The organism is [Mycobacterium] fortunisiensis, assembly GCF_019050325.1.
Taxonomy (GTDB): Bacteria; Actinomycetota; Actinomycetes; order Mycobacteriales; family Mycobacteriaceae; genus Mycobacterium; species Mycobacterium fortunisiensis.
Map to the genome: position 1 here is coordinate 165,922 of NZ_VOMB01000016.1, position 19,831 is coordinate 185,752.

Annotated in this window: 19 protein-coding genes; 9 read left to right on the forward strand and 10 right to left on the reverse strand. The window is 67.8% G+C overall.

Features of this window, described 5'->3' with window-relative positions:
- The first annotated feature begins 55 nt into the window (after positions 1-55).
- Positions 56-2,167 carry an NAD-dependent DNA ligase LigA gene (ligA, locus tag FR943_RS11065; protein WP_308170525.1) on the forward strand — a complete coding sequence of 704 codons (2,112 nt, stop codon included), beginning with the start codon at positions 56-58 and terminating at the stop codon, positions 2,165-2,167.
- Here the strand turns inward: ligA and FR943_RS11070 are convergent.
- The 5 genes from FR943_RS11070 to FR943_RS11090 all read right to left on the reverse strand — a co-directional run bounded on the left by FR943_RS11070 (position 2,158) and on the right by FR943_RS11090 (position 6,043).
- Positions 2,158-3,714: a polyamine aminopropyltransferase gene (locus FR943_RS11070; protein ID WP_217156898.1), complete on the reverse strand. Its 1,557-nt coding sequence runs from the start codon at positions 3,712-3,714 to the stop codon at positions 2,158-2,160. The genes ligA and FR943_RS11070 overlap by 10 nt on opposite strands.
- A gap of 24 nt (positions 3,715-3,738) precedes the next feature.
- Positions 3,739-4,170 (reverse strand): DUF4247 domain-containing protein, encoded by a 432-nt coding sequence (locus tag FR943_RS11075; RefSeq protein WP_217156900.1) that lies wholly within the window; start codon positions 4,168-4,170, stop codon positions 3,739-3,741.
- Entirely contained in the window at positions 4,167-4,670 is a 504-nt protein-coding gene (locus FR943_RS11080) for a DUF2617 family protein (protein WP_217156901.1), read from the reverse strand. The genes FR943_RS11075 and FR943_RS11080 overlap by 4 nt, the downstream gene beginning before the upstream one ends.
- Positions 4,671-4,678: 8 nt before the next feature.
- The gene (locus FR943_RS11085; RefSeq protein ID WP_217156903.1) at positions 4,679-5,299 is read right to left on the reverse strand and encodes a DUF4178 domain-containing protein; all 621 of its coding nucleotides are present in this window, start codon (positions 5,297-5,299) and stop codon (positions 4,679-4,681) included.
- Positions 5,300-5,377: 78 nt separating this feature from the next.
- Positions 5,378-6,043 carry an ACT domain-containing protein gene (locus FR943_RS11090; RefSeq protein WP_218045546.1) on the reverse strand — a complete coding sequence of 222 codons (666 nt, stop codon included), beginning with the start codon at positions 6,041-6,043 and terminating at the stop codon, positions 5,378-5,380.
- An 85-nt stretch (positions 6,044-6,128) separates the two neighbouring features.
- On the opposite strand from FR943_RS11090, the gene gatC reads away from it, so the two are divergent.
- The 4 genes from gatC (at position 6,129) to gatB (ending at position 10,647) form a co-directional block, all read left to right on the forward strand.
- On the forward strand, positions 6,129-6,467 hold the full coding sequence (gatC, locus tag FR943_RS11095) for an Asp-tRNA(Asn)/Glu-tRNA(Gln) amidotransferase subunit GatC (protein WP_217156906.1): 339 nt from the start codon (positions 6,129-6,131) through the stop codon (positions 6,465-6,467).
- Between the two features lie 5 nt (positions 6,468-6,472).
- Positions 6,473-7,954, forward strand: coding sequence for an Asp-tRNA(Asn)/Glu-tRNA(Gln) amidotransferase subunit GatA (gatA, locus tag FR943_RS11100; RefSeq protein ID WP_217156908.1), 1,482 nt, complete (start codon positions 6,473-6,475; stop codon positions 7,952-7,954).
- Positions 7,955-8,000: 46 nt separating this feature from the next.
- Positions 8,001-9,032 carry an ATP-dependent 6-phosphofructokinase gene (locus FR943_RS11105; RefSeq protein WP_217156910.1) on the forward strand — a complete coding sequence of 344 codons (1,032 nt, stop codon included), beginning with the start codon at positions 8,001-8,003 and terminating at the stop codon, positions 9,030-9,032.
- Between the two features lie 103 nt (positions 9,033-9,135).
- Positions 9,136-10,647 carry an Asp-tRNA(Asn)/Glu-tRNA(Gln) amidotransferase subunit GatB gene (gatB, locus tag FR943_RS11110; protein WP_217156912.1) on the forward strand — a complete coding sequence of 504 codons (1,512 nt, stop codon included), beginning with the start codon at positions 9,136-9,138 and terminating at the stop codon, positions 10,645-10,647.
- Between the two features lie 9 nt (positions 10,648-10,656).
- Here the strand turns inward: gatB and FR943_RS11115 are convergent, their stop codons facing one another.
- The gene (locus tag FR943_RS11115) at positions 10,657-11,286 is read right to left on the reverse strand and encodes a TetR/AcrR family transcriptional regulator (protein WP_217156914.1); all 630 of its coding nucleotides are present in this window, start codon (positions 11,284-11,286) and stop codon (positions 10,657-10,659) included.
- Between the two features lie 131 nt (positions 11,287-11,417).
- The gene (locus tag FR943_RS11120; protein ID WP_217156916.1) at positions 11,418-12,539 is read right to left on the reverse strand and encodes a PQQ-dependent sugar dehydrogenase; all 1,122 of its coding nucleotides are present in this window, start codon (positions 12,537-12,539) and stop codon (positions 11,418-11,420) included.
- Between the two features lie 136 nt (positions 12,540-12,675).
- Here FR943_RS11120 and FR943_RS11125 point away from each other — a divergent pair, with 136 nt between their 5' ends.
- Entirely contained in the window at positions 12,676-13,521 is an 846-nt protein-coding gene (locus FR943_RS11125; protein WP_217156918.1) for a DoxX family protein, read from the forward strand.
- A gap of 23 nt (positions 13,522-13,544) precedes the next feature.
- On the opposite strand, the gene FR943_RS11130 is transcribed toward FR943_RS11125, so the two are convergent.
- Positions 13,545-13,886 carry a PH domain-containing protein gene (locus FR943_RS11130; protein WP_217158150.1) on the reverse strand — a complete coding sequence of 114 codons (342 nt, stop codon included), beginning with the start codon at positions 13,884-13,886 and terminating at the stop codon, positions 13,545-13,547.
- A 372-nt stretch (positions 13,887-14,258) separates the two neighbouring features.
- Between FR943_RS11130 and FR943_RS11135 the strand changes: the two genes are divergently transcribed.
- The 3 genes from FR943_RS11135 to ilvC are packed head-to-tail and all read left to right on the forward strand — an operon-like array spanning position 14,259 to position 17,692.
- Positions 14,259-16,121 (forward strand): acetolactate synthase large subunit, encoded by a 1,863-nt coding sequence (locus tag FR943_RS11135; RefSeq protein ID WP_217158152.1) that lies wholly within the window; start codon positions 14,259-14,261, stop codon positions 16,119-16,121.
- Positions 16,121-16,636 carry an acetolactate synthase small subunit gene (ilvN, locus tag FR943_RS11140; protein ID WP_217156927.1) on the forward strand — a complete coding sequence of 172 codons (516 nt, stop codon included), beginning with the start codon at positions 16,121-16,123 and terminating at the stop codon, positions 16,634-16,636. The genes FR943_RS11135 and ilvN overlap by 1 nt, the downstream gene beginning before the upstream one ends.
- Before the next feature lie 42 nt (positions 16,637-16,678).
- Entirely contained in the window at positions 16,679-17,692 is a 1,014-nt protein-coding gene (gene ilvC / locus FR943_RS11145) for a ketol-acid reductoisomerase (protein WP_036439400.1), read from the forward strand.
- A 97-nt stretch (positions 17,693-17,789) separates the two neighbouring features.
- Here the strand turns inward: ilvC and wrbA are convergent, their stop codons facing one another.
- Complete coding sequence (wrbA, locus tag FR943_RS11150; RefSeq protein WP_217156929.1) at positions 17,790-18,392, reverse strand: NAD(P)H:quinone oxidoreductase; 603 nt, start codon at positions 18,390-18,392, stop codon at positions 17,790-17,792.
- Positions 18,389-19,819, reverse strand: a complete 1,431-nt coding sequence (locus FR943_RS11155; protein ID WP_217156931.1) for a phytoene desaturase family protein — start codon at positions 19,817-19,819, stop codon at positions 18,389-18,391. The genes wrbA and FR943_RS11155 overlap by 4 nt, the downstream gene beginning before the upstream one ends.
- Positions 19,820-19,831: the final 12 nt, after the last annotated feature.

Here is a 19,831-nt window from a genome sequence, read left to right on the forward strand (position 1 = left end):
GACGGCCGCACACTGCCTGCAGTCACCTGTCGGCGTGCTCGGCTAGCCTGCCAGGGTGAGTGCGAAGCCGACCGGAGACACCGACGCCGTGCTGCCCGAACAGCCCGATGCCGACGTGCGGCGGCGCTGGCAAGAGCTCGCCGACGAGGTGCGCGAGCACCAGTTTCGTTATTACGTCAAAGATGCGCCGATCGTCTCGGACGCCCAGTTCGATGTGCTGCTGCGGGAATTGCAGGCGCTGGAGGACACGCATCCCGAGCTACGGGCCCCGGATTCACCGACACAGCTGGTCGGAGGTGCCGGCTTCGCCACCGACTTCGCTCCCGCCGAGCACCTGGAGCGGATGTTGTCCCTGGACAACGTGTTCGATTCCGACGAGTTGTCGGCCTGGGCGGTGCGGATCAGCGGTGAGATCGGCGACGGCGCACACTTCCTGTGCGAGCTGAAGATCGACGGCGTCGCGCTGTCCCTGGTGTACCGACAGGGCCGGCTGGTGCGCGCCGCGACCCGGGGGGATGGCCGCACCGGCGAGGACGTCACGCTCAACGCCCGCACCATCGAGGACATCCCGACGCAGCTGCAGCCCTCCGAGGAGTTTCCGGTGCCCGAGGTGCTGGAGGTCCGCGGCGAGGTGTTCTTCCGGGTCGCCGACTTCGAGGATCTCAACGCCGGCCTGGTCGCCGAGGGCAAGCCGCCGTTTGCCAACCCCCGCAACAGCGCAGCCGGCTCACTGCGGCAAAAAAATCCGGCCGTCACCGCGCGCCGTCGGCTGCGGATGATCTGCCACGGGCTCGGCCATGTCGAAAGCCCCACCGGATTCCCGTTCGCCACCCTGCACGACGCCTACCGGGCGCTGGGCCAGTGGGGGCTGCCGGTGTCGACGCACACCACCAAGGTTTCCGGGGTGGCCGCGGTGGCCGACAAGATCGCCTACTGGGGCGAGCACCGCCACGAGGTCGACCACGAGATCGACGGCCTGGTGGTCAAGGTCGACGAGGTGGCCCTGCAGCGTCGGCTCGGCGCCACGTCACGGGCGCCGCGCTGGGCGGTGGCCTACAAGTACCCGCCGGAGGAAGCCACCACGAAGCTGCTCGACATCCGGGTCAGCGTCGGGCGCACCGGCCGGGTCACGCCGTTCGCCTACATGGAGCCGGTCAAGGTGGCCGGTTCCACGGTCGGGCTGGCCACCCTGCACAACGCCACCGAGGTGCAGCGCAAGGGAGTGCTGATCGGCGACACCGTGGTGATCCGCAAGGCCGGCGACGTCATTCCCGAGGTGCTCGGTCCGGTGGTCGATCTGCGCGACGGGTCCGAGCGGGAATTCGTCATGCCGACCCACTGCCCCGAGTGCGGCACCCGGCTGGCCCCGGCCAAAGAGGGCGACGCCGACATCCGCTGCCCCAACACCCGCAGCTGCCCGGCGCAGCTGCGCGAGCGCGTGTTTCACGTCGCCGGCCGCGGCGCCTTCGACATCGAGGGGCTGGGCTATGAGGCGGCGACGGCGCTGCTGACCGCCGGGGTGATCGCCGACGAAGGCGACCTGTTCACATTGACCTCCGACGACCTGCTGCGCACCGAACTGTTCACCACCAAGGCCGGGGAATTGTCGGCCAACGGGAAACGGTTGCTGGCCAACCTGGACAAGGCCAAGAACCAGCCGCTGTGGCGGGTGCTGGTGGCATTGTCGATCCGCCATGTCGGCCCGACCGCGGCCCGCGCGCTGGCCACCGAATTCGCCAGCCTGGACGCCATCGTCGCGGCTTCCGAGGAGCAGCTCGCCGCGGTGGAAGGCGTGGGCCCGACGATCGCCGCCGCGGTGGTCGACTGGTTCACCGTCGACTGGCACCGCGCCATCGTCGACAAGTGGCGGGCGGCCGGCGTGCGGATGGCCGACGAGCGTGACGCCAGCATCCAGCGCACGCTGGAAGGCCTGTCGATCGTGGTGACCGGCTCGCTGCCCGGGTTCTCCCGGGACCAGGCGAAGGAGGCCATCATCGCCCGGGGCGGCAAGGCGGCCGGCTCGGTGTCGAAGAAAACCGCCTATGTGGTTGCCGGAGACGCGCCCGGATCCAAGTACGACAAGGCCGTCGAACTGGGCGTCCCCATCCTCGACGAGGACGGGTTCCGGAAATTGCTGGCCGAAGGGCCGGCCGCCGATCAGCCGTAACCCAATCGCATGTCGTCCACGATGCGTGGGCTCGTCAGTGTCGAGGGCTCCATCGGGCGCGGCGCGATGTCAGGGGAGAACACCGTCGCGGCGTCGAGCACCTGCTGATTGAGGAAGCGCAGCGGCGGGGTGCCGTGCGGCATGGTCGGCGTCGGTGGCGTGCTGTTCGGGCGGGCCAGCCCGAATCCCCAGTCGCCAAACGTCGGCACGTGAACGTGGTACGGGGTGACGGCGAAGCCGGCCGATTCGATGGTGGAGATGGTGCGCCAGAAGGCATTCAGGGTGGAGTAGGGGCTGCCCGCCTGCACCACCATCAGCCCGTGGGGCGCGAGAACCCGGGCGACCAGGGCATAGAACTCGGTCGAGTACAGTCGGCCGAGAACCGGGGTGTCGGGGTCGGGCAGATCGACGATGACGGCGTCGAACCCGCCCGCGGGACGTGAGCCCGGCTGCCGTAACCATGTCATCGCATCGTCGATGACCACCCTGACTCGGGGATCGTCGAGGGAATTGTGATTGATGTCGCGCAATGTGGTGCGGGCCAGCTCGACCACCGCGGCGTCCAGCTCAACCTGAACGATTGTGTCGATACCCGGCTGGCGCAGTATCTCTCGGGCCGCCAAACCGTCGCCACCGCCCAAGATGAGCACCGAGCGGGCGTCGGCGCCGAGCGCCGGGTAGACCAGGCTCTCGGTGTAGCGGAACTCGTCGCGAGTCGAGAACTGCAGTGCTCCATTGAGATACAGCCGAGTGTCGGTGCCACGCCGGGTGACCACGATTTCTTGATAAGGCGACTGCTCGAACGCGACGATGGGGTCGGCGTATAGCTGTTGGCGGGTTGTCGACTCGATACCGTCGGCGGCGATCAACAGGGTGACGAGCACCGCCAGGGCAGTGGCCAGCACGCTCAGAGCGGCGGTCAACTCCCGGCGGGTGACCACCGTGCGCAGCAGGAACAGCGAAACCACCGCGGCTGCAGCGAGATTGATGATGCCGGTGGCGGCTGCGCCGCGGATCATGCCGAGCTGGGGGAGCAGAAGAAAAGGCCACAGCAACCCGCCGATCAACGCTCCCAGATAATCTGCGGCGTTGAGGTTGGCCAGCACGCGTCCGGCATCGGCGGCCCCGGCCGTGCGACCGCGCTGCAACAGCGTCATCAAGAGCGGAACCTCGGCACCCACCAGCGAGCCGATCAGCGCCGTGCCGGCAACCAGCACCCACAGTGACCCGCCGACGAACGCGAACGTCACGTACAGAGCCGCCGCGGACAGGCCGCCGATGATGCCCAACAGCGTTTCTACCGCGATGAAGGTGATGGCCGCTCGGTGCAGTAGTGGCTTGACCAACAGCGCGCCCGCGCCCAGGGCGGCGACGTAGCCGGCCACGATCAGGGAGGTGGCTACGATACCGCCGCCGTGCAGGCTGGCCGACAGGGTCAGCAGCGCAAGTTCGTAGACGATCCCACATGCAGCACAAGCCGCGACGGCGGCGAGCAGCAGAGCGCGCCACCGCGTCGAATCACCGGGTGCGGTGTCGACTGCCGTCACGACAACACCGTCACGTGGTGCCCGTCATTTGGCGTCGCCGTACGGACCGCCTGGGCTGCCGCCGGAGCTACCGGACGGAGACCCGGGGGTGAAGCCGGGTCCCAGATGGATGTAACTGCCATGGTGGTAGCCGGCGGCGAGGTTCTCGATCCGGATGCTGCAGGGCCGGCTGCCGTCGGGGCCGACGGCGACGATGTAGTCGTCGTAGCGCAGGTATTCGGTGCCGCGGTCGGTGGCCCGGGCCTGCGGTCGTTTCTCGGCGGCGAGTTTGGCGGCCACCGCGGTCGGCGACCCATCGCAGCTGTACCGGGTGCCGCTGGCGCCGGTGCTGTACTGCGCATAGTTCTTGCCGACATATGAACGCACATCGGAGAGCAAGGAGATGCCCAGCAGCAGACACGCCACCCCGGCCACCGCGAGTCCGCCCGCCAGGACGAAGAGCTGATTGCGGCTCATGGCAGCCACCTGCTGGTGGTGAAGACGACCGTTCCCCCATGCTGATCGGGGTATAAATGCCAAGTGCGCCAACGCCATCCGCTGGGTAATGGCTGTGCTGTCAGCACTGTTAACGCTGCGTCGTCGCCGGGGAACGTGCCACCTATCCAGCCGGGCTCGAGTGCGCAGGACGTCCGCAGCGCAGTGGCGAGTTCCCGGAAACCGGGTTCATCGAGGGTGGCGATGCGCGAGCGCAGGCGGTAGCCGGCGTGGTCGGCGCGCTCGGGAAGATGAGTGCCACCGACCTGCTCGGTGCACGACACCTCTTCGGAGAACTGTGCGTGCGGATGGTCGACTGTGACCACGTGCGAGGCGCCGAGCACGCCGAGGGTCAACACGCCCCTGTCGGGATGGCGCAGCCGGGAACGGGCCAGCGGCTCGGGCACCGGCGCGTTCAGCGTCAGCCGAAGCGCTGTGCCGGATACGTCGGCAGGGGCCACCGCGAGTTGGTACAGGGGCACAGAGCGGCCTACGGCGTCGCCGGCGGAGCCGGGTAAACGGTAAGTTCACCCGGGCGAACCGCCCGTCCAACCGACAATTCCCACCCCATGGTGGGTGCCCACTGCTCGAAGCTGAGCAATGCGGTTTCGTCGGCGTTGGCGTAGTCGACATAGGCCATGTCTCCGGCCGGAGGAAGGCCGGTGGTGCCCTCGGTGGTGTAAGACGCGTGGCCACGTTCGGCTTCGCGGTACACCACGCCGTCGACGGTGTGGTCGCCGCCCGGTTGCAGCGCCGCATCCCGATGCCGGTGCCACATAACCAGTTCCAGTCGACCTTCATCCTCTTCCACGCTGAACCAGAGGGGCAGGCCGTCATCACCGCCCTCGAGCAGGTGTTCCCACCAGATGAAAGGCCCCTCCCGCAGGGTCACCGATCCGCGCACCACATAGTCGATCCCGCCGTGGCTGACAATCGCGCCGGGACCGAGTTGGCGGGGGCCGAAGCGTGGCATCTCGGCGAACTTGAGCGGATCCTGCCGGGCAGGCGGGGCGGATTCTGTGGACTTCTCCCGGGTGCGCAACGCGACGACGAGCACGATGGCCGCCGCAAAGAACAGCATCACGGCCAGGAATATCAGCCAGGACTCCACGTGCAGCCTTTCAGTGCGGAAGCATTTGTCAACCCGAGAAGACGCTAACAGTCGTGGAGAACACCCAAAGTCGCAGAATCAGCGCAGGATGGTCGCCACGATGCCGGCCAGATAGCCCAACCGGGCGATCTCCGAGGGCCGGAAGTCGGGACCGCCGGGGCGGCCCAGCACCACCGCGGTGCGCGGTTCACCGAGCGGTGCCGCAGCAAGCGCGGAGTCCATGGTGCGCCACACCTCGGGCACCCAGTCGGCATTGCCGTCGAGCGCCGTCGCCGCCTGCAGCGGGAGCCACGGCGCCGATTCGGCCTGCGTCTCGGGCGCACTGGCGCTGCCGGCCAGCCGGTCGAGGCCGGTGTCGGTGGAGCGCACCACCGTGCACCAACCGACCCGCAGCACCCTGGGCGCCTCGTCGGCGAGCACCTGCAACTTGGCCGACCGGTCGGGCGCGGCGGCCACGTGGTCGATGAGTTCGAGTTCGCGGTGTGCTTCCAGCAGGCCGATGTGCGGGCGGATGCTGTCGACGAAGACCCCGGAGAGGTTTTCGGCCGCGGTGATCAGTGAGTCCGGCATCGCTCCGGCGGGCAGTTCGACCACGAGGTCGTCGATCGCGTAGCCCGGCCCGCGTTCGACGACGTCCAGGGACAGGATGTCGGCGTTCACCGAGCCCAAGGCCACCGCCAACGAGCCGAGGCTGCCTGGACGGTCCTCCAGTTGGACCCGCAACAGATAGGAAGGCACGCGCATCACTGTGGCACAAGGGGCAACGGCGGGCACGTCGGTGACCCGCCGGGCGGAGCCCGGTTCGGTGCCTTGACTAGGCTGCTTTGTCGTGTCGCAGATCTCCCGAGACGAGGTTGCCCATCTGGCGCGTTTGGCGCGTCTGGCGCTGACCGACAGCGAACTGGACGGTTTCGTCGGCCAGCTGGATGCCATCCTCGGCCACGTCAGCCAGATTCAGTCCGTCGACGTCACTGGTGTCGAGGCCACCGACAATCCCCTCGTTCGGCGGGCAGGAGCGGAGCGACCCGGGGAAACAGCCGGGATCGTCAACGTGAGCCGGCCGGACATCGTCGCGCCCAGCCTGACCCAGGATGAGGCGCTGGCCGCGGCGCCGCGCGCCGAGGACGGACGCTTCGCCGTGCCGCGGATTCTCGGAGAGGGTGAGTGACCGATATGAGTGAGCTGATCCGGCGCGATGCGGCGACCCTGGGCGCCCAGATCGCAGCCAAGGAAGTCTCATCGACCGAGGTGACCCAGGCCCACCTGGACCAGATCGCCGCCACTGACGACCGCTTCAACGCGTTCCTGCACGTGGCCGCTGACTCCGCGCTGGCCGATGCGGCGCGGATCGATGCCGCAGTGGCCGCCGGGGAGCGGCTGCCCTCGCCGTTGGCCGGGGTACCCCTGGCGCTCAAGGACGTGTTCACCACCGTCGACATGCCGACCACCGCCGGATCCAAGATCCTCGAGGGCTGGCAGGCGCCGTACGACGCGACGGTGACGCTGCGGTTGCGGGCCGCGGGCATCCCGATCCTGGGCAAGACGAACATGGACGAGTTCGCCATGGGTTCGTCGACCGAAAATTCGGCCTACGGCCCGACCCGCAACCCGTGGAACACCGAGCGGGTGCCCGGCGGATCCGGCGGCGGCAGCGCCGCCGCACTGGCTGCCTACCAGGCCCCGCTGGCCATCGGGACCGACACCGGCGGCTCGATCCGGCAGCCGGCCGCGCTGACCGCCACGGTCGGGGTCAAGCCGACCTACGGCACGGTGTCGCGCTACGGACTGATCGCCTGCGCCTCCTCGCTGGACCAGGGCGGACCGTGCGGGCGCACGGTGCTCGACACCGCGATGCTGCACCAGGTCATCGCCGGCCACGACCCGCGCGACGCGACGTCGATCGACGCTGCGGTACCCGATGTTGTCGCCGCGGCCCGCACCGGTGCGGCCGGTGACCTCAAGGGTGTCCGGGTCGGTGTGGTCAAGCAGCTGCGCGGTGAGGGCTACCAACCCGGCGTACTGGAATCGTTCAACGCCGCGGTGGCCCAGTTGCAGAGCCTCGGCGCAGAGGTCAGCGAGGTCGACTGCCCGCACTTCGACCATGCGATGGCCGCCTATTACCTGATCCTGCCGTCGGAGGTGTCCAGCAACCTGGCCCGCTTCGACGCGATGCGGTTCGGCCTGCGGGTCGGCGACGACGGTACGCACAGCGCCGAGGAAGTGATGGCCCTGACCCGCGCCGCGGGCTTCGGGCCGGAGGTCAAGCGCCGCATCATGATCGGGACCTACGCGTTGTCGGCGGGCTACTACGACGCCTACTACAACCAGGCCCAGAAGGTGCGCACGCTGATCGGCCGCGATCTGGACCGGGCGTACGAGAGTGTCGACGTGCTGGTGTCCCCGGCGACCCCGACCACAGCGTTCCGGCTGGGGGAGAAGGTCGACGACCCGCTGGCGATGTACCTGTTCGACCTGTGCACGCTGCCGCTGAACCTGGCCGGGCACTGCGGCATGTCGGTGCCCTCGGGATTGTCGCCCGACGACGGCCTGCCGGTCGGTCTGCAGATCATGGCGCCGGCCCTGGCCGACGATCGGCTCTACCGGGTCGGTGCCGCCTACGAGGCGGCCCGCGGTCCCTTGCCCAGCGCGCTGTGACCGGTTAAGTCGGGCGCGGCCGTGACAGGGCGGGCAAGATGAAGATATGCGCATCGGAGTTCTCACCGGCGGCGGTGACTGTCCTGGCCTGAACGCGGTGATCCGGGCGGTGGTGCGTACCTGCGATCAGCGGTACGGCTCATCGGTGGTCGGATTCCTCGACGGTTGGCGCGGCCTGCTGGAAGACCGCCGGATCCAATTGGCCAACGACGACCGCAACGACCGTTTGCTGGCCAAGGGTGGCACCGTGTTGGGTACCGCGCGGGTCAACCCGGACAAGCTGCGTGCGGGCCTGGACCAGATCAAACAGACGTTGGAGGACAACGGGATCGACGTGCTGATCCCGATCGGCGGCGAGGGCACGTTGACGGCCGCGCACTGGCTGTCCGAGGAGAACGTGCCGGTGGTCGGGGTGCCCAAGACCATCGACAACGACATCGACTGCACCGACGTCACTTTCGGCCACGACACTGCCCTTCAGGTGGCCACCGAGGCGATCGACCGACTGCACAGCACGGCCGAGTCGCATCAACGGGTGATGCTGGTCGAGGTGATGGGCCGGCACGCCGGGTGGATCGCGCTGAACGCGGGGCTGGCCTCGGGTGCGCACATGACGCTGATCCCCGAGCAACCCTTCGACGTCGAAGAGGTGTGCCGCCTGGTCAAAAAGCGGTTCCAGCACGGGTCGTCCCACTTCATCTGCGTGGTGGCCGAAGGGGCCAAGCCGGCCGAGGGCACCATGCAACTGCGTCAGGGCGGCATGGACGAGTTCGGCCACGAGAGATTCACCGGGGTGGCGCAGCAATTGGCGCTCGAGGTGGAGAAGCGGATCAAGAAAGATGTCCGCGTCACCGTGCTCGGGCACGTCCAGCGCGGCGGCACCCCGACGGCGTACGACCGGGTGCTGGCCACCCGGTTCGGGGTGAACGCGGCCGACGCCGCGCATGCCGGGGAGTTCGGGATGATGGTGTCGCTGCAGGGCCAGAACATCGGGCGGGTGCCACTGGCCGATGCGACGCGCCGGCTCAAACTGGTGCCGCAATCCCGCTATGACGACGCCGCCGAGTTCTTCGGCTGAGTTCTTCCCACCAGCAGACACTTAGGTACCCCTCCGCCAGCGAATATGGGTACATACGCGTCTGTTCGCGGGGGGAAGATGGGGCCCAACTAGGATCGTTGTCATGTCTGTCGCCACCGCTGAACTCGTCGACTACGACGACGTCATCGCCACCTACGAGCCCGTGATGGGCATGGAGGTACACGTCGAGCTGTCCACGGCCACCAAGATGTTCTGCGGCTGCGCCAACCGGTTCGGTGCCGAGCCCAACACCCTGGTGTGCCCGGTCTGCCTGGGGCTGCCCGGCTCGCTGCCGGTGCTCAACGAGTCGGCCGTCGAATCAGCGATCCGGATCGGCTTGGCACTCAACTGCGACATCGCCCCATGGGGCCGGTTCGCCCGGAAGAACTACTTCTATCCCGACCAGCCGAAGAACTACCAGATCTCCCAGTACGACGAGCCGATCGCGATCAACGGCTACCTCGACGTCCCCCTCGACGATGGCACCACCTTCCGGGTCGAGATCGAACGTGCCCACATGGAGGAGGACACCGGCAAGCTCACCCATCTGGGCAGCGACACCGGGCGCATCGCGGGCGCGACGACCTCACTGGCCGACTACAACCGGGCCGGTGTTCCGCTGATCGAGATCGTCACAAAGCCCATCGAGGGAACCGGTGCCCGCGCACCCGAAATCGCTCGCGCCTACGTCACCGCGCTGCGAGACCTCTTGCGCGGCTTGGATGTGTCGGATGTGCGGATGGACCAGGGGTCGATGCGGTGTGACTCGAACCTGTCCCTCAAGGCCGTCGGGGCGACCGAGTTCGGCACCCGCACCGAAACCAAGAACGTGAACTCGCTCAAGAGTGTCGAGGTTGCCGTCCGGTACGAAATGCGCCGTCAGGCAGCTGTTCTCAACTCCGGCGGCACGGTGACCCAGGAGACCCGCCACTTCCACGAGGACGGCTACACCTCGCCGGGCCGCAGCAAGGAGACCGCGCAGGACTACCGTTACTTTCCCGAGCCCGACCTGGAGCCCGTCGCGCCCAGCGCCGAGCTGGTGGAGCGGCTGCGCCAGACCATTCCCGAGCTGCCGTGGCTGGCGCGCAAGCGGATTCAGCAGGACTGGGGCATCTCCGACGAGGTGATGCGCGATCTGGTCAACGCCGGTGCGGTCGAGCTGGTGGCGGCCACCGTCTCGCACGGCGCCTCCAGCGAAGCTGCCCGCGCCTGGTGGGGCAACTTCCTGGTGCAGAAGGCCAATGAAGATGGGGTGGCGGTGTCCGACTTGCCCATCACCCCGGCTCAGGTGGCCGCGGTGGTCGTACTCGTCGACGAGGGCAAGCTGTCCAACAAGCTGGCCCGCCAGGTCGTCGAGGGCGTGCTGGCCGGCGAGGGCGAGCCCGAGCAGGTGATGATCGACCGCGGGCTGGCCCTGGTACGCGACGACTCGGTGATCCAGGCCGCCGTCGACGAGGCGCTCGCCGCCAACCCCGGCATCGTCGAAAAGATCCGTGGCGGCAAGGTTCAGGCCGCGGGCGCCATCGTGGGCGCGGTGATGAAGGCCACCAAGGGCTCGGCCGACGCGGCCCGGGTCCGCGAATTGGTGCTGGCCGCCTGCGGCCAGGACGGGTGATCGCGCCGACTAGGTGACGGCGCCGTCGAACACGGTCATCGCCGCGGCGGCATACTGTTCCAGCCGCTCGCGGGGGTAGCTCTCCGGGTCATGCACGGCCAGCCTGCCCAGCATCTCCGCGAACGACAGCAACGTGTGGCCGAGGAGCTCGGGGTCCAGCCCGGCCAGCCGCGGATCCACCTCGATGCCGACCTCCGCCATTTGCTTGGCTTGCGTGAGGATCTCGTTGCGCGCGTTGCGGACCGCGGCGCGATAGTCCCGCGGCGCGCTGTCGGGCACCGTCAGAATGAGCCGCCAGCGCGTCGGGTTCTCCAACACGCAGTACAGAAAAGCGGTGACGGTCGTGGTGTAGGCGTTGGTCGGCCCGGCGGCCGACAGGTCTGTGGGCAGGGCGGTCAGCACCTGGGTCAGGCCCCGTCGATGTTCCCGGATGAGCAGGGCGGTGACGAGCTCGGTCCGGGTCCGGAACGCGGTGTAGAGAACGGGTTTGCCGACCCCGGCGGCCTCGGCGACGGCCTCCATCCGCAATTCGTGCAACGGGCAGTCGTTCAGCACGGTCAATGCTGCATCCAGCAATTGCTCGCGCCGTTCTTCACGCGGTAGCCGCGGAGCATATCTGCGGCGCTGGCGGTCAGGCACCCGGGTAATGGTACGTCATCGCCACCGCGCACTGGCAGCCACCGTCGCCCTTTTGTATTTATCTAGACCGGTCGACTGGGGCGGCCGAATCGGTGACCCGATCGGTCAGGCGGATCGAAATACCTTGTGGCTCAGGTCTTGTCGGCGTTGCTGCGCGGGAAGCCGCCACCCTGCGGGAACAGCGGGAAAACGACGTCGTCGAAGTTTTCGGCATCTCCGGCAGTTCGATTCACGGTGGCACCCCACACGTTGCCGTCCGGCGAGAGCTGCAGGGCCCAGGCATGACCGCGGACGTTTTCCCGGACCACTTCCGGGTCGCCGGTCACCGCGCCGGTGTCGGGCGCCAATCGCACCGCAACCGTCTTCTTCGTGTTGACCAGGTTGACCAACACGGTGCCCTCCAGCGCCGCACAGCCGGCGACACCCGGACGGTCGGGCCACGTCCACACCGTCGAGACCTTCGAATCCTTCGTGATGCGCTGCAGGCGATCGGCGGTGGGCGCCCGGTCGGTGACGTAGAGCGAGCCGTCCGCCGAATCGACACACATGCCACCGGCGGCACCCAGACCGCTCAGCGCGGTGGTGATCGGGGCCTGGTTGACCGTGGTCGGCTGCTCGATACGCAGCACCTTGCCCGCCAGTGAGGCCGGATCGGCGGCCGCCCCCGGATCACCGGCGTCGCCGGTCTGCACCAGCAGGGTGGTCTTGCTGGTGAATATCAAGGACCCGGTGTTACCCGTCGCCCCCTTGGGGATGCCGGTCAGGATCGGCTTGGGCACGTCCCCCTCGGCGATCCGGATCACCCGGTTGTCCGACGGGGTGCTGACGTAGGCGTACATCAACCCGTCCTGGCCGTAGGTCGGTGACAACACGATGTCCATCAGCCCGCCATCGCCGGACGAGTCGACCGGGATCGTCAGCTTGATCTTGGGTTCGGCCTTCACCGACACCTCTTTGACCGCGCCGGTCAACCGTTCGGCGACCAGGGCCGACTGGCTGTCGGGAAGCATGATCAACCCGCTGGTGCTGTCCAGGCAGCCCTGCATCACACCCTGCGCCTTGCATTCCTTGGGGAACGGCTTGGCCGGCAGCGGAGGCGGTGGTGGAGGCGTGGTCGTCGGACCCGGCGCCATCTTGGGCTCGGTGGTGAATGGCTCGGACTGGGCCGCGTCGAATCGGGCGCAGCCCGAGCCGACCAGCATCGCGGCACACAGAACGGCGGCCACCCCCATTATCCGCCGGCGCGATTTCATGCCCGCCAGATTACGGATTGCCCGGCGGTGCGCGCCACGTCGGGACCTTACGTGCAGCCGAGACCGGACCGATACCAGGTAGAAGCGCCGGGGTAAATACCCGGATCGGACCGACCTTGCACTTACCCTGGCAGCTGTGACCAGTCACCCACAGGACCCACAAGCCTGGCAACGACCGGGTTACTCGGACGATTCCGCCAGGCCGGCCGGGGCAAGCCTGGTCGATCCCGAAGACGACCTACCGTCGGAGACCTACGGCGGTGACTTCGAAACCACCGCCATACCGCGCTACGACTCGGCCAAACCCGGCGACCAGGCGGCATTCAGCCTGGTCTCCGATCCCGAGCCGCTGCCGTATGCACAAGCCGGCGGGCCGGCCCCGCTGGGTCCGTTCTCGGCCGAGCCCGCCCAGATCGACCGTGACGAGTTCGTCGACGACCGCGTCAAAGCGGCCGGCCGCCGCGGCACCCAGGACCTGGGGCTGCTGATCCTGCGGGTGGCCCTCGGCGGGTTGATGATCATCCACGGCTTGCAAAAGGCGTTCGGCTGGTGGGGCGGACCCGGACTCGACGGATTCAACACGTCGCTGGGGGAGATGGGCTACCAGAACACCGACATCCTGACCTACGCGGCCACCGGCGGACAGATCGCCGCCGGGGTCCTGCTGGTTCTCGGGTTGTTCACGCCCATCGCCGCGGCCGGTGCACTGGCCTACCTGATCAACGGCGTGCTCGCGGCGGCGATGGCCGCCCACGAACAGGCCCGGCTCTCGGAGCTGATCACCGACGGCACCGAATACCGGCTGATCGTCGTCGTGGCCGCGGCCGCGATCATCTTGACCGGACCGGGCCGCTACGGCTTCGACGCCGGCCGGGGCTGGGCGCGGCGCCCGTTTGTCGGATCATTCGTGGCCCTGCTGCTCGGCGTGGGCGGCGGCATCGCGATCTGGGTGCTGCTCAACGGCGGCAACCCGCTCGGCTGAGACGGCCGGCCCTCTCAGCCGTCTCAGGCGTACGGATTCGGCACCCGCCCGCCACTCACCTCGGTGAGCAGCGGCAGTGTTGCGAACGTCACGGCGGGCAGTCTCAGTTCGGTTCCGTCGTTGAGATCGGCGATCGCCCATGACGACCGGTCGAAGCGCAGCCCCTTGATATCGCTCCACGGCAGCGTCCGGCTGCCGCGCAGCGAGCGGGCCGTCACCCCGTCGGCGTCGGCGGTGGTCCGGTACCAGAAAATGGCCACCGACAACGCGATCGGGATCACCAGCAGCACCGTGAACCAGGCCGGGTTGCTCAACACCAGGGTCAACAGGCCGAGCGCGAGGAAGCCGACCGCCAGGTGCGCCATAGGGGAAATCCGGATCACGACGGGGTCGGTTGCTGATCGAGGGCTCACCGGTTCATCCTCGCATCATCCCGGGGGCGGGCAGGTCCGGCGGCACATGGGCGGCTCGCCGGCACTGCACATGGTCGGGGTCCGTGCCGCAATTTGACCTTTAACCTGTACGGCAGCTACCGTCAGGTGCTATGCAGACCCCCGGATTGCTCGTAGTAATTGGTTGGCGCGTTGATGCCGCGCTGGCCCCCTGCCGGGCATAGCCAACCGCATCGACGCGCCACCCTCGTACAGCTGCCTGCTGACGGGGGTTTTTTGTTTGCCACAAGCATGCCGGAACCAATGAAAACCGAGATTCCCGAAGAGGACCGTGAAGAGGACATCGTGAGCGCACCGACAACGCGACCGCCAGCCCGGTCGACAAGCGCGCCTGCCAATGGCGCAGCCAAGGCCAAATCAGATTCGGCTCAGTCCAAACGGGTTGCGCCCCAGCAACTCACCGGCGCGCAAGCCGTCGTCCGGTCGCTGGAGGAGCTCGGTGTCGACGTCGTCTTCGGCATCCCCGGCGGCGCGGTGCTGCCGGTCTACGATCCGCTGTTCGACTCCCAGAAACTGCGCCACGTGCTGGTCCGCCACGAGCAGGGTGCCGGCCACGCCGCCAGCGGTTACGCGCATGCCACCGGCAAGGTCGGCGTGATGATGGCCACCTCCGGGCCCGGCGCGACGAACCTGATCACCCCGCTGGCCGACGCCCAGATGGACTCCATCCCCGTGGTGGCCATCACCGGCCAGGTGGGCCGCGGCCTGATCGGCACCGACGCCTTCCAGGAAGCCGATATCACCGGCATGACCATGCCGATCACCAAGCACAACTTCCTGGTGCGCAACGGCGACGACATCGCCCAGGTGATGGCCGAGGCGTTCCACATCGCCCGCTCGGGTCGCCCGGGCGCGGTGCTGGTCGACATCCCCAAGGACATCCTGCAGGGGCAGTGCACCTTCTCCTGGCCGCCACAGCTGGACCTGCCCGGCTACAAGCCGAACGCCAAGCCGCACAGCCGTCAGGTGCGCGAGGCCGCCAAGCTGATCGCCGCGGCCCGCAAGCCGGTGCTCTACGTCGGCGGCGGCATCATCCGCGGTGAGGCCAGCGCCGAACTGGCCGAACTGGCCGAGCTGACCGGCATCCCCGTCGTCACCACCCTGATGGCCCGCGGTGCCTTCCCCGACAGCCACGAGCAGAACCTGGGCATGCCCGGTATGCATGGCACCGTGGCGGCGGTGGGGGCACTGCAGAAGAGCGACCTGCTGATCGCGCTGGGCACCCGGTTCGACGACCGCGTGACGGGCCAGCTCGATTCGTTCGCGCCGGACGCCAAGGTGATCCACGCCGACATCGACCCCGCCGAGATCGGCAAGAACCGCCACGCCGACGTGCCGATCGTGGGCGACGTCAAGGCCGTCATCACCGATCTCGTCGAGGTGCTGCGCCGCGACAACACCACCAGGGACTCGCTGGACCTGACCGTCTGGTGGGAGTACCTGTCCGGGCTCAAGGCCACCTATCCGCTGAGCTACGGCCCGCAGAGCGACGGCAGCCTGAGCCCCGAATACGTCATCGAGAAGCTGGGACAGATCGCCGGACCCGAGGCGGTGTACGTGGCCGGAGTCGGTCAGCACCAGATGTGGGCCGCGCAGTTCGTCAAATACGAGAACCCCAAGACCTGGCTGAACTCCGGTGGCCTGGGCACCATGGGTTTCGCCGTCCCGGCGGCCATGGGCGCCAAGTTCGCCCGTCCCGAGGCCGAGGTGTGGGCGATCGACGGTGACGGCTGCTTCCAGATGACCAATCAGGAACTGGCCACCTGCGCCATCGAAGGTGCGCCGATCAAGGTGGCGTTGATCAACAACGGCAACCTGGGCATGGTCCGGCAGTGGCAGACCCTGTTCTACGAACAGCGCTACAGCCAGACCGACCTGGCGACGCACTCGCGCCGGATTCCGGACTTCGTCAAGCTGGCCGAGGCGCTGGGATGCGTCGGGCTGCGCTGCGAGCGGGCCGAGGACGTCGAAGACGTCATCAACCAGGCCCGCGCCATCAACGACCGGCCGGTGGTCATCGACTTCATCGTCGGAGCCGACGCGCAGGTGTGGCCCATGGTCGCTGCCGGCACCAGCAACGACGAGATCATGGCGGCCCGGGACATCCGGCCACTGTTCGACGAGAACGACGACGAGGGGCATGCCTGATGAGCAGCAACTCCACCCCCACCCATACCCTGTCGGTGTTGGTCGAGGACAAACCCGGTGTTCTGGCCCGGGTGGCCTCGCTGTTCTCCCGCCGCGGCTACAACATCCAGTCCCTGGCCGTGGGCGCCACCGAGCAGAAGCACATGTCGCGCATGACGATCGTGGTCAGTGTCGAGGAATCGCCACTGGAACAGATCACCAAGCAGCTCAACAAGCTGATCAACGTGATCAAGATCGTCGAGCAGGAGGACGACAACTCGGTCTCCCGTGAGCTCGCGCTGATCAAGGTGCGGGCCGACGCGAGTAATCGCGGCCAGGTCATCGAAGCGGTGAATCTGTTCCGCGCCAAGGTCGTCGACGTCTCCACCGAGTCGTTGACGGTCGAGGCCACCGGTACGTCGGAAAAGTTGGAGGCCCTGCTGCGGGTCCTGGAGCCGTACGGTATCCGCGAGATCGCGCAGTCCGGCATGGTGTCGGTGTCCCGCGGTCCGCGTGGCATCAGTGCCGTCAAGTAGCGTTAATCGGCTGTAGAGCTAGAAAGAGAAGGAAAATTTCGCATGGCAGTTGAGATGTTTTACGACGCCGACGCGGACCTGTCGATCATCCAGGGTCGCAAGGTCGCCGTCATCGGTTACGGCAGCCAGGGGCACGCGCACTCGCTGTCGCTGCGTGACTCGGGCGTGCAGGTCAAGGTCGGCCTCAAAGAGGGTTCGAAGTCCCGCGTCAAGGTCGAGGAGCAGGGCCTTGAGGTCGACACCCCGGCCGAGGTGGCCAAGTGGGCCGACGTCATCATGGTGCTCGCGCCCGACACCGCGCAGGCCGAGATCTTCAAGAACGACATCGAGCCCAACCTCGAAGACGGCAACGCGCTGTTCTTCGGCCACGGCCTCAACATCCACTTCGGTCTGATCAAGGCGCCGGCCAACGTCACCGTCGGCATGGTCGCCCCCAAGGGCCCCGGCCATCTGGTGCGTCGCCAGTTCGTCGACGGCAAGGGCGTGCCCTGTTTGATCGCCGTCGACCAGGATCCCAAGGGTGAGGGGCAGGCCCTGGCGCTGTCGTATGCCGCCGCCATCGGTGGTGCCCGCGCCGGTGTCATCAAGACCACCTTCAAGGAAGAGACCGAGACCGACCTGTTCGGCGAGCAGGCCGTGCTGTGCGGTGGCACCGAGGAACTGGTCAAGGCCGGCTTCGAGGTCATGGTCGAGGCGGGCTACGCGCCGGAGATGGCCTACTTCGAGGTGCTGCACGAGCTCAAGCTCATCGTCGATCTGATGTATGAGGGCGGCATCGCCCGGATGAACTACTCGGTGTCCGACACCGCGGAGTTCGGTGGTTACCTGTCGGGCCCGCGCGTCATCGACGCTGACACCAAGAAGCGCATGAAGGACATCCTGACCGACATCCAGGACGGCACATTCGTCAAGCGACTGGTCGCCAACGTCGAGGGCGGCAACAAGGAGCTCGAGGCGCTGCGCAAGGCCAACGCCGAGCACCCGATCGAGGTCACCGGCAAGAAGCTGCGCGACCTGATGAGCTGGGTCGACCGGCCGATCACCGAAACGGCCTAGCTTTTCGCTTTTCTCGCCGAAACCGCATTCCAGCAGGCGTCTACTCGCACTTTTTCTGCTGGAATGCGGTTTCGGGCGTTTTGGTTAGGCGCTCCGTTCAGACCAGGCGCTGCGCCACGCTGACAACCCGGCGGGCCAGGTGATCCAGCGCATTGTTGGTGGCGTCGTCGAACTCGGTGATGTTTTCCCGGTTGGCGATCAGCCCCACACCGTAGGGGTTGCCGTCGTCGAACTTCACCGGATCGGTATAGCCCGGCGGCACGATGATGCCGCCGAAGTGCATCAGGGTCACGTACAGGTTCAGCAGCGTGGACTCCTGGCCGCCGTGCGTGGTCTGGGTCGAGGTGAACGCCGCATAGACTTTGTCGGCGAGCTTGCCCTGCGACCACAGCCCACCCAGCGAATCGATGAACGTACGGAATTGCGCGCTGGGAGAACCGAATCGGGTGGGGGAGCCGAAGATCACCGCGTCGGCCCACACGATGTCCTCGCCGGTGGCGGCCGGAAGATCCTTGGTGGCCTCGTAATTCGCCGTCCACGCCGGGTTGTGCGCGAACGATTCCGGGTCCTGGGTTTCGGTGATGTGGCGCAACCGCACCTCGGCGCCCGCCGATTCCGCAGCGGCGGTGACGCGCTGGGCCATCGTGGTGCCGTGGCCGGTGGCCGAGTAGTAGATGACAGCGACCTTGGGCTGAGTCATGGCCCCAGCTTAGGCAGATCCCGCAGTCCGAATTCACGTTTCAGCACGGTGCGCGCCGCATAGAAACCGGCCATGCCATGCACGCCGCCACCGGGCGGCGCGGCCGACGAACACAGGTAGGCCTTGGGAATCGGCGTGGTCCAGGGGTTGAGCCGCGGTGTGGGGCCCAGCAGCGCGCTGGCCATGTTGTTGCCCCCCACCCCGATATCGCCGCCCACCAGGTTGGCGTTGTGGGCGTCCAGTCGTGCCGCCGGCACGCTGCGCACGGCGACCACCACATCGCGGAAGCCCGGCGCGAATCGTTCGAAGATGTCGGTCACGGTGTCGGCCAGGTCCAGCGTGGAGTTGTTGGGCACGTGGACATAGGTCCACAGCGGACGACGTCCGGCGGTGTCGATGCGCGACGGGTCGGCGATGTGGGGCAGTGCCGCCAGCACCATGGGCCACTCGGCGTGGCGGCCCGCGGCAACCTCGGACTCGGCCAGCGCCATCTGTGCCCGGCTGCCGCCGAGATGCAGCGTCGGGGCCTGCGCCAGACGCGGGTCGCGCCACGGGATCTCGTCGCTGAGCACGAAATCGACCTTGGCCACGCCGGGGCCATAGCGGTAACGGCTCAACGCCCGGGCATACCGCGGCGGCAGCGTCTTACCGTAGATGGACAGCAGCGCGGTGGGCGCGGTGTCATAGATCACGACGCCGCCCGGCGGTTCGGTGACCTCCTGCCCGAGAACCAGTTCACCGCCGAGGGCGAGCAGATCGGCGATCAGGGCATCGGTGATGGCCTGCGAGCCACCGATCGGAATCGGCCAGCCCACGGCGTGTCCCAACGTCGCCAACATCAGCCCGGCGCCGCTGGATACCAGCGAGGGCATCGTGGAAATCGTGTGTGCGGCAACACCGCTGAACAGGGCTCTGGCATCCTCGCCGCGCAGCGACCGCCATAACGGCGTGCCTTGCGCCAGCAGGCGCGGGCCCAGTTTCGCCGCAGCGGGTAGCGACGGGGGAACCGACCGCTTGTCGCCGAGGATCAGCCCGACCACTCCGGCGCAGTCGTCGGCCAACGGACCCAGCAGCCGTCGCCAGGAATCTCCGAATTCCAGTTCGGCGCAGGTGCGGTCGATGTCGCGGTAACCGACCGCCGCCGGCCGGTGCGACAACGGGTTGGCATAGGAGACCTCGGGGACGGCCAACTGCACGCCGCGCGCGGTCAGGTCGTAGGCGGCGAAGAACGGTGAGGCCAGCGCCAGCGGATGCACCGCCGAACAGATGTCGTGGCTGACCCCGGGAAATTCGGGGTCGGGAAGGGTGCGGGCGCCGCCACCCGCGGTCGGCTGGGCTTCGATCACGCGCACCGACAGTCCGGCCCGGGCGCAGATGACCGCGGCAGTCAGGCCGTTGGGGCCACTGCCGACGATTGTGACGTCCACGCCACCAGTACA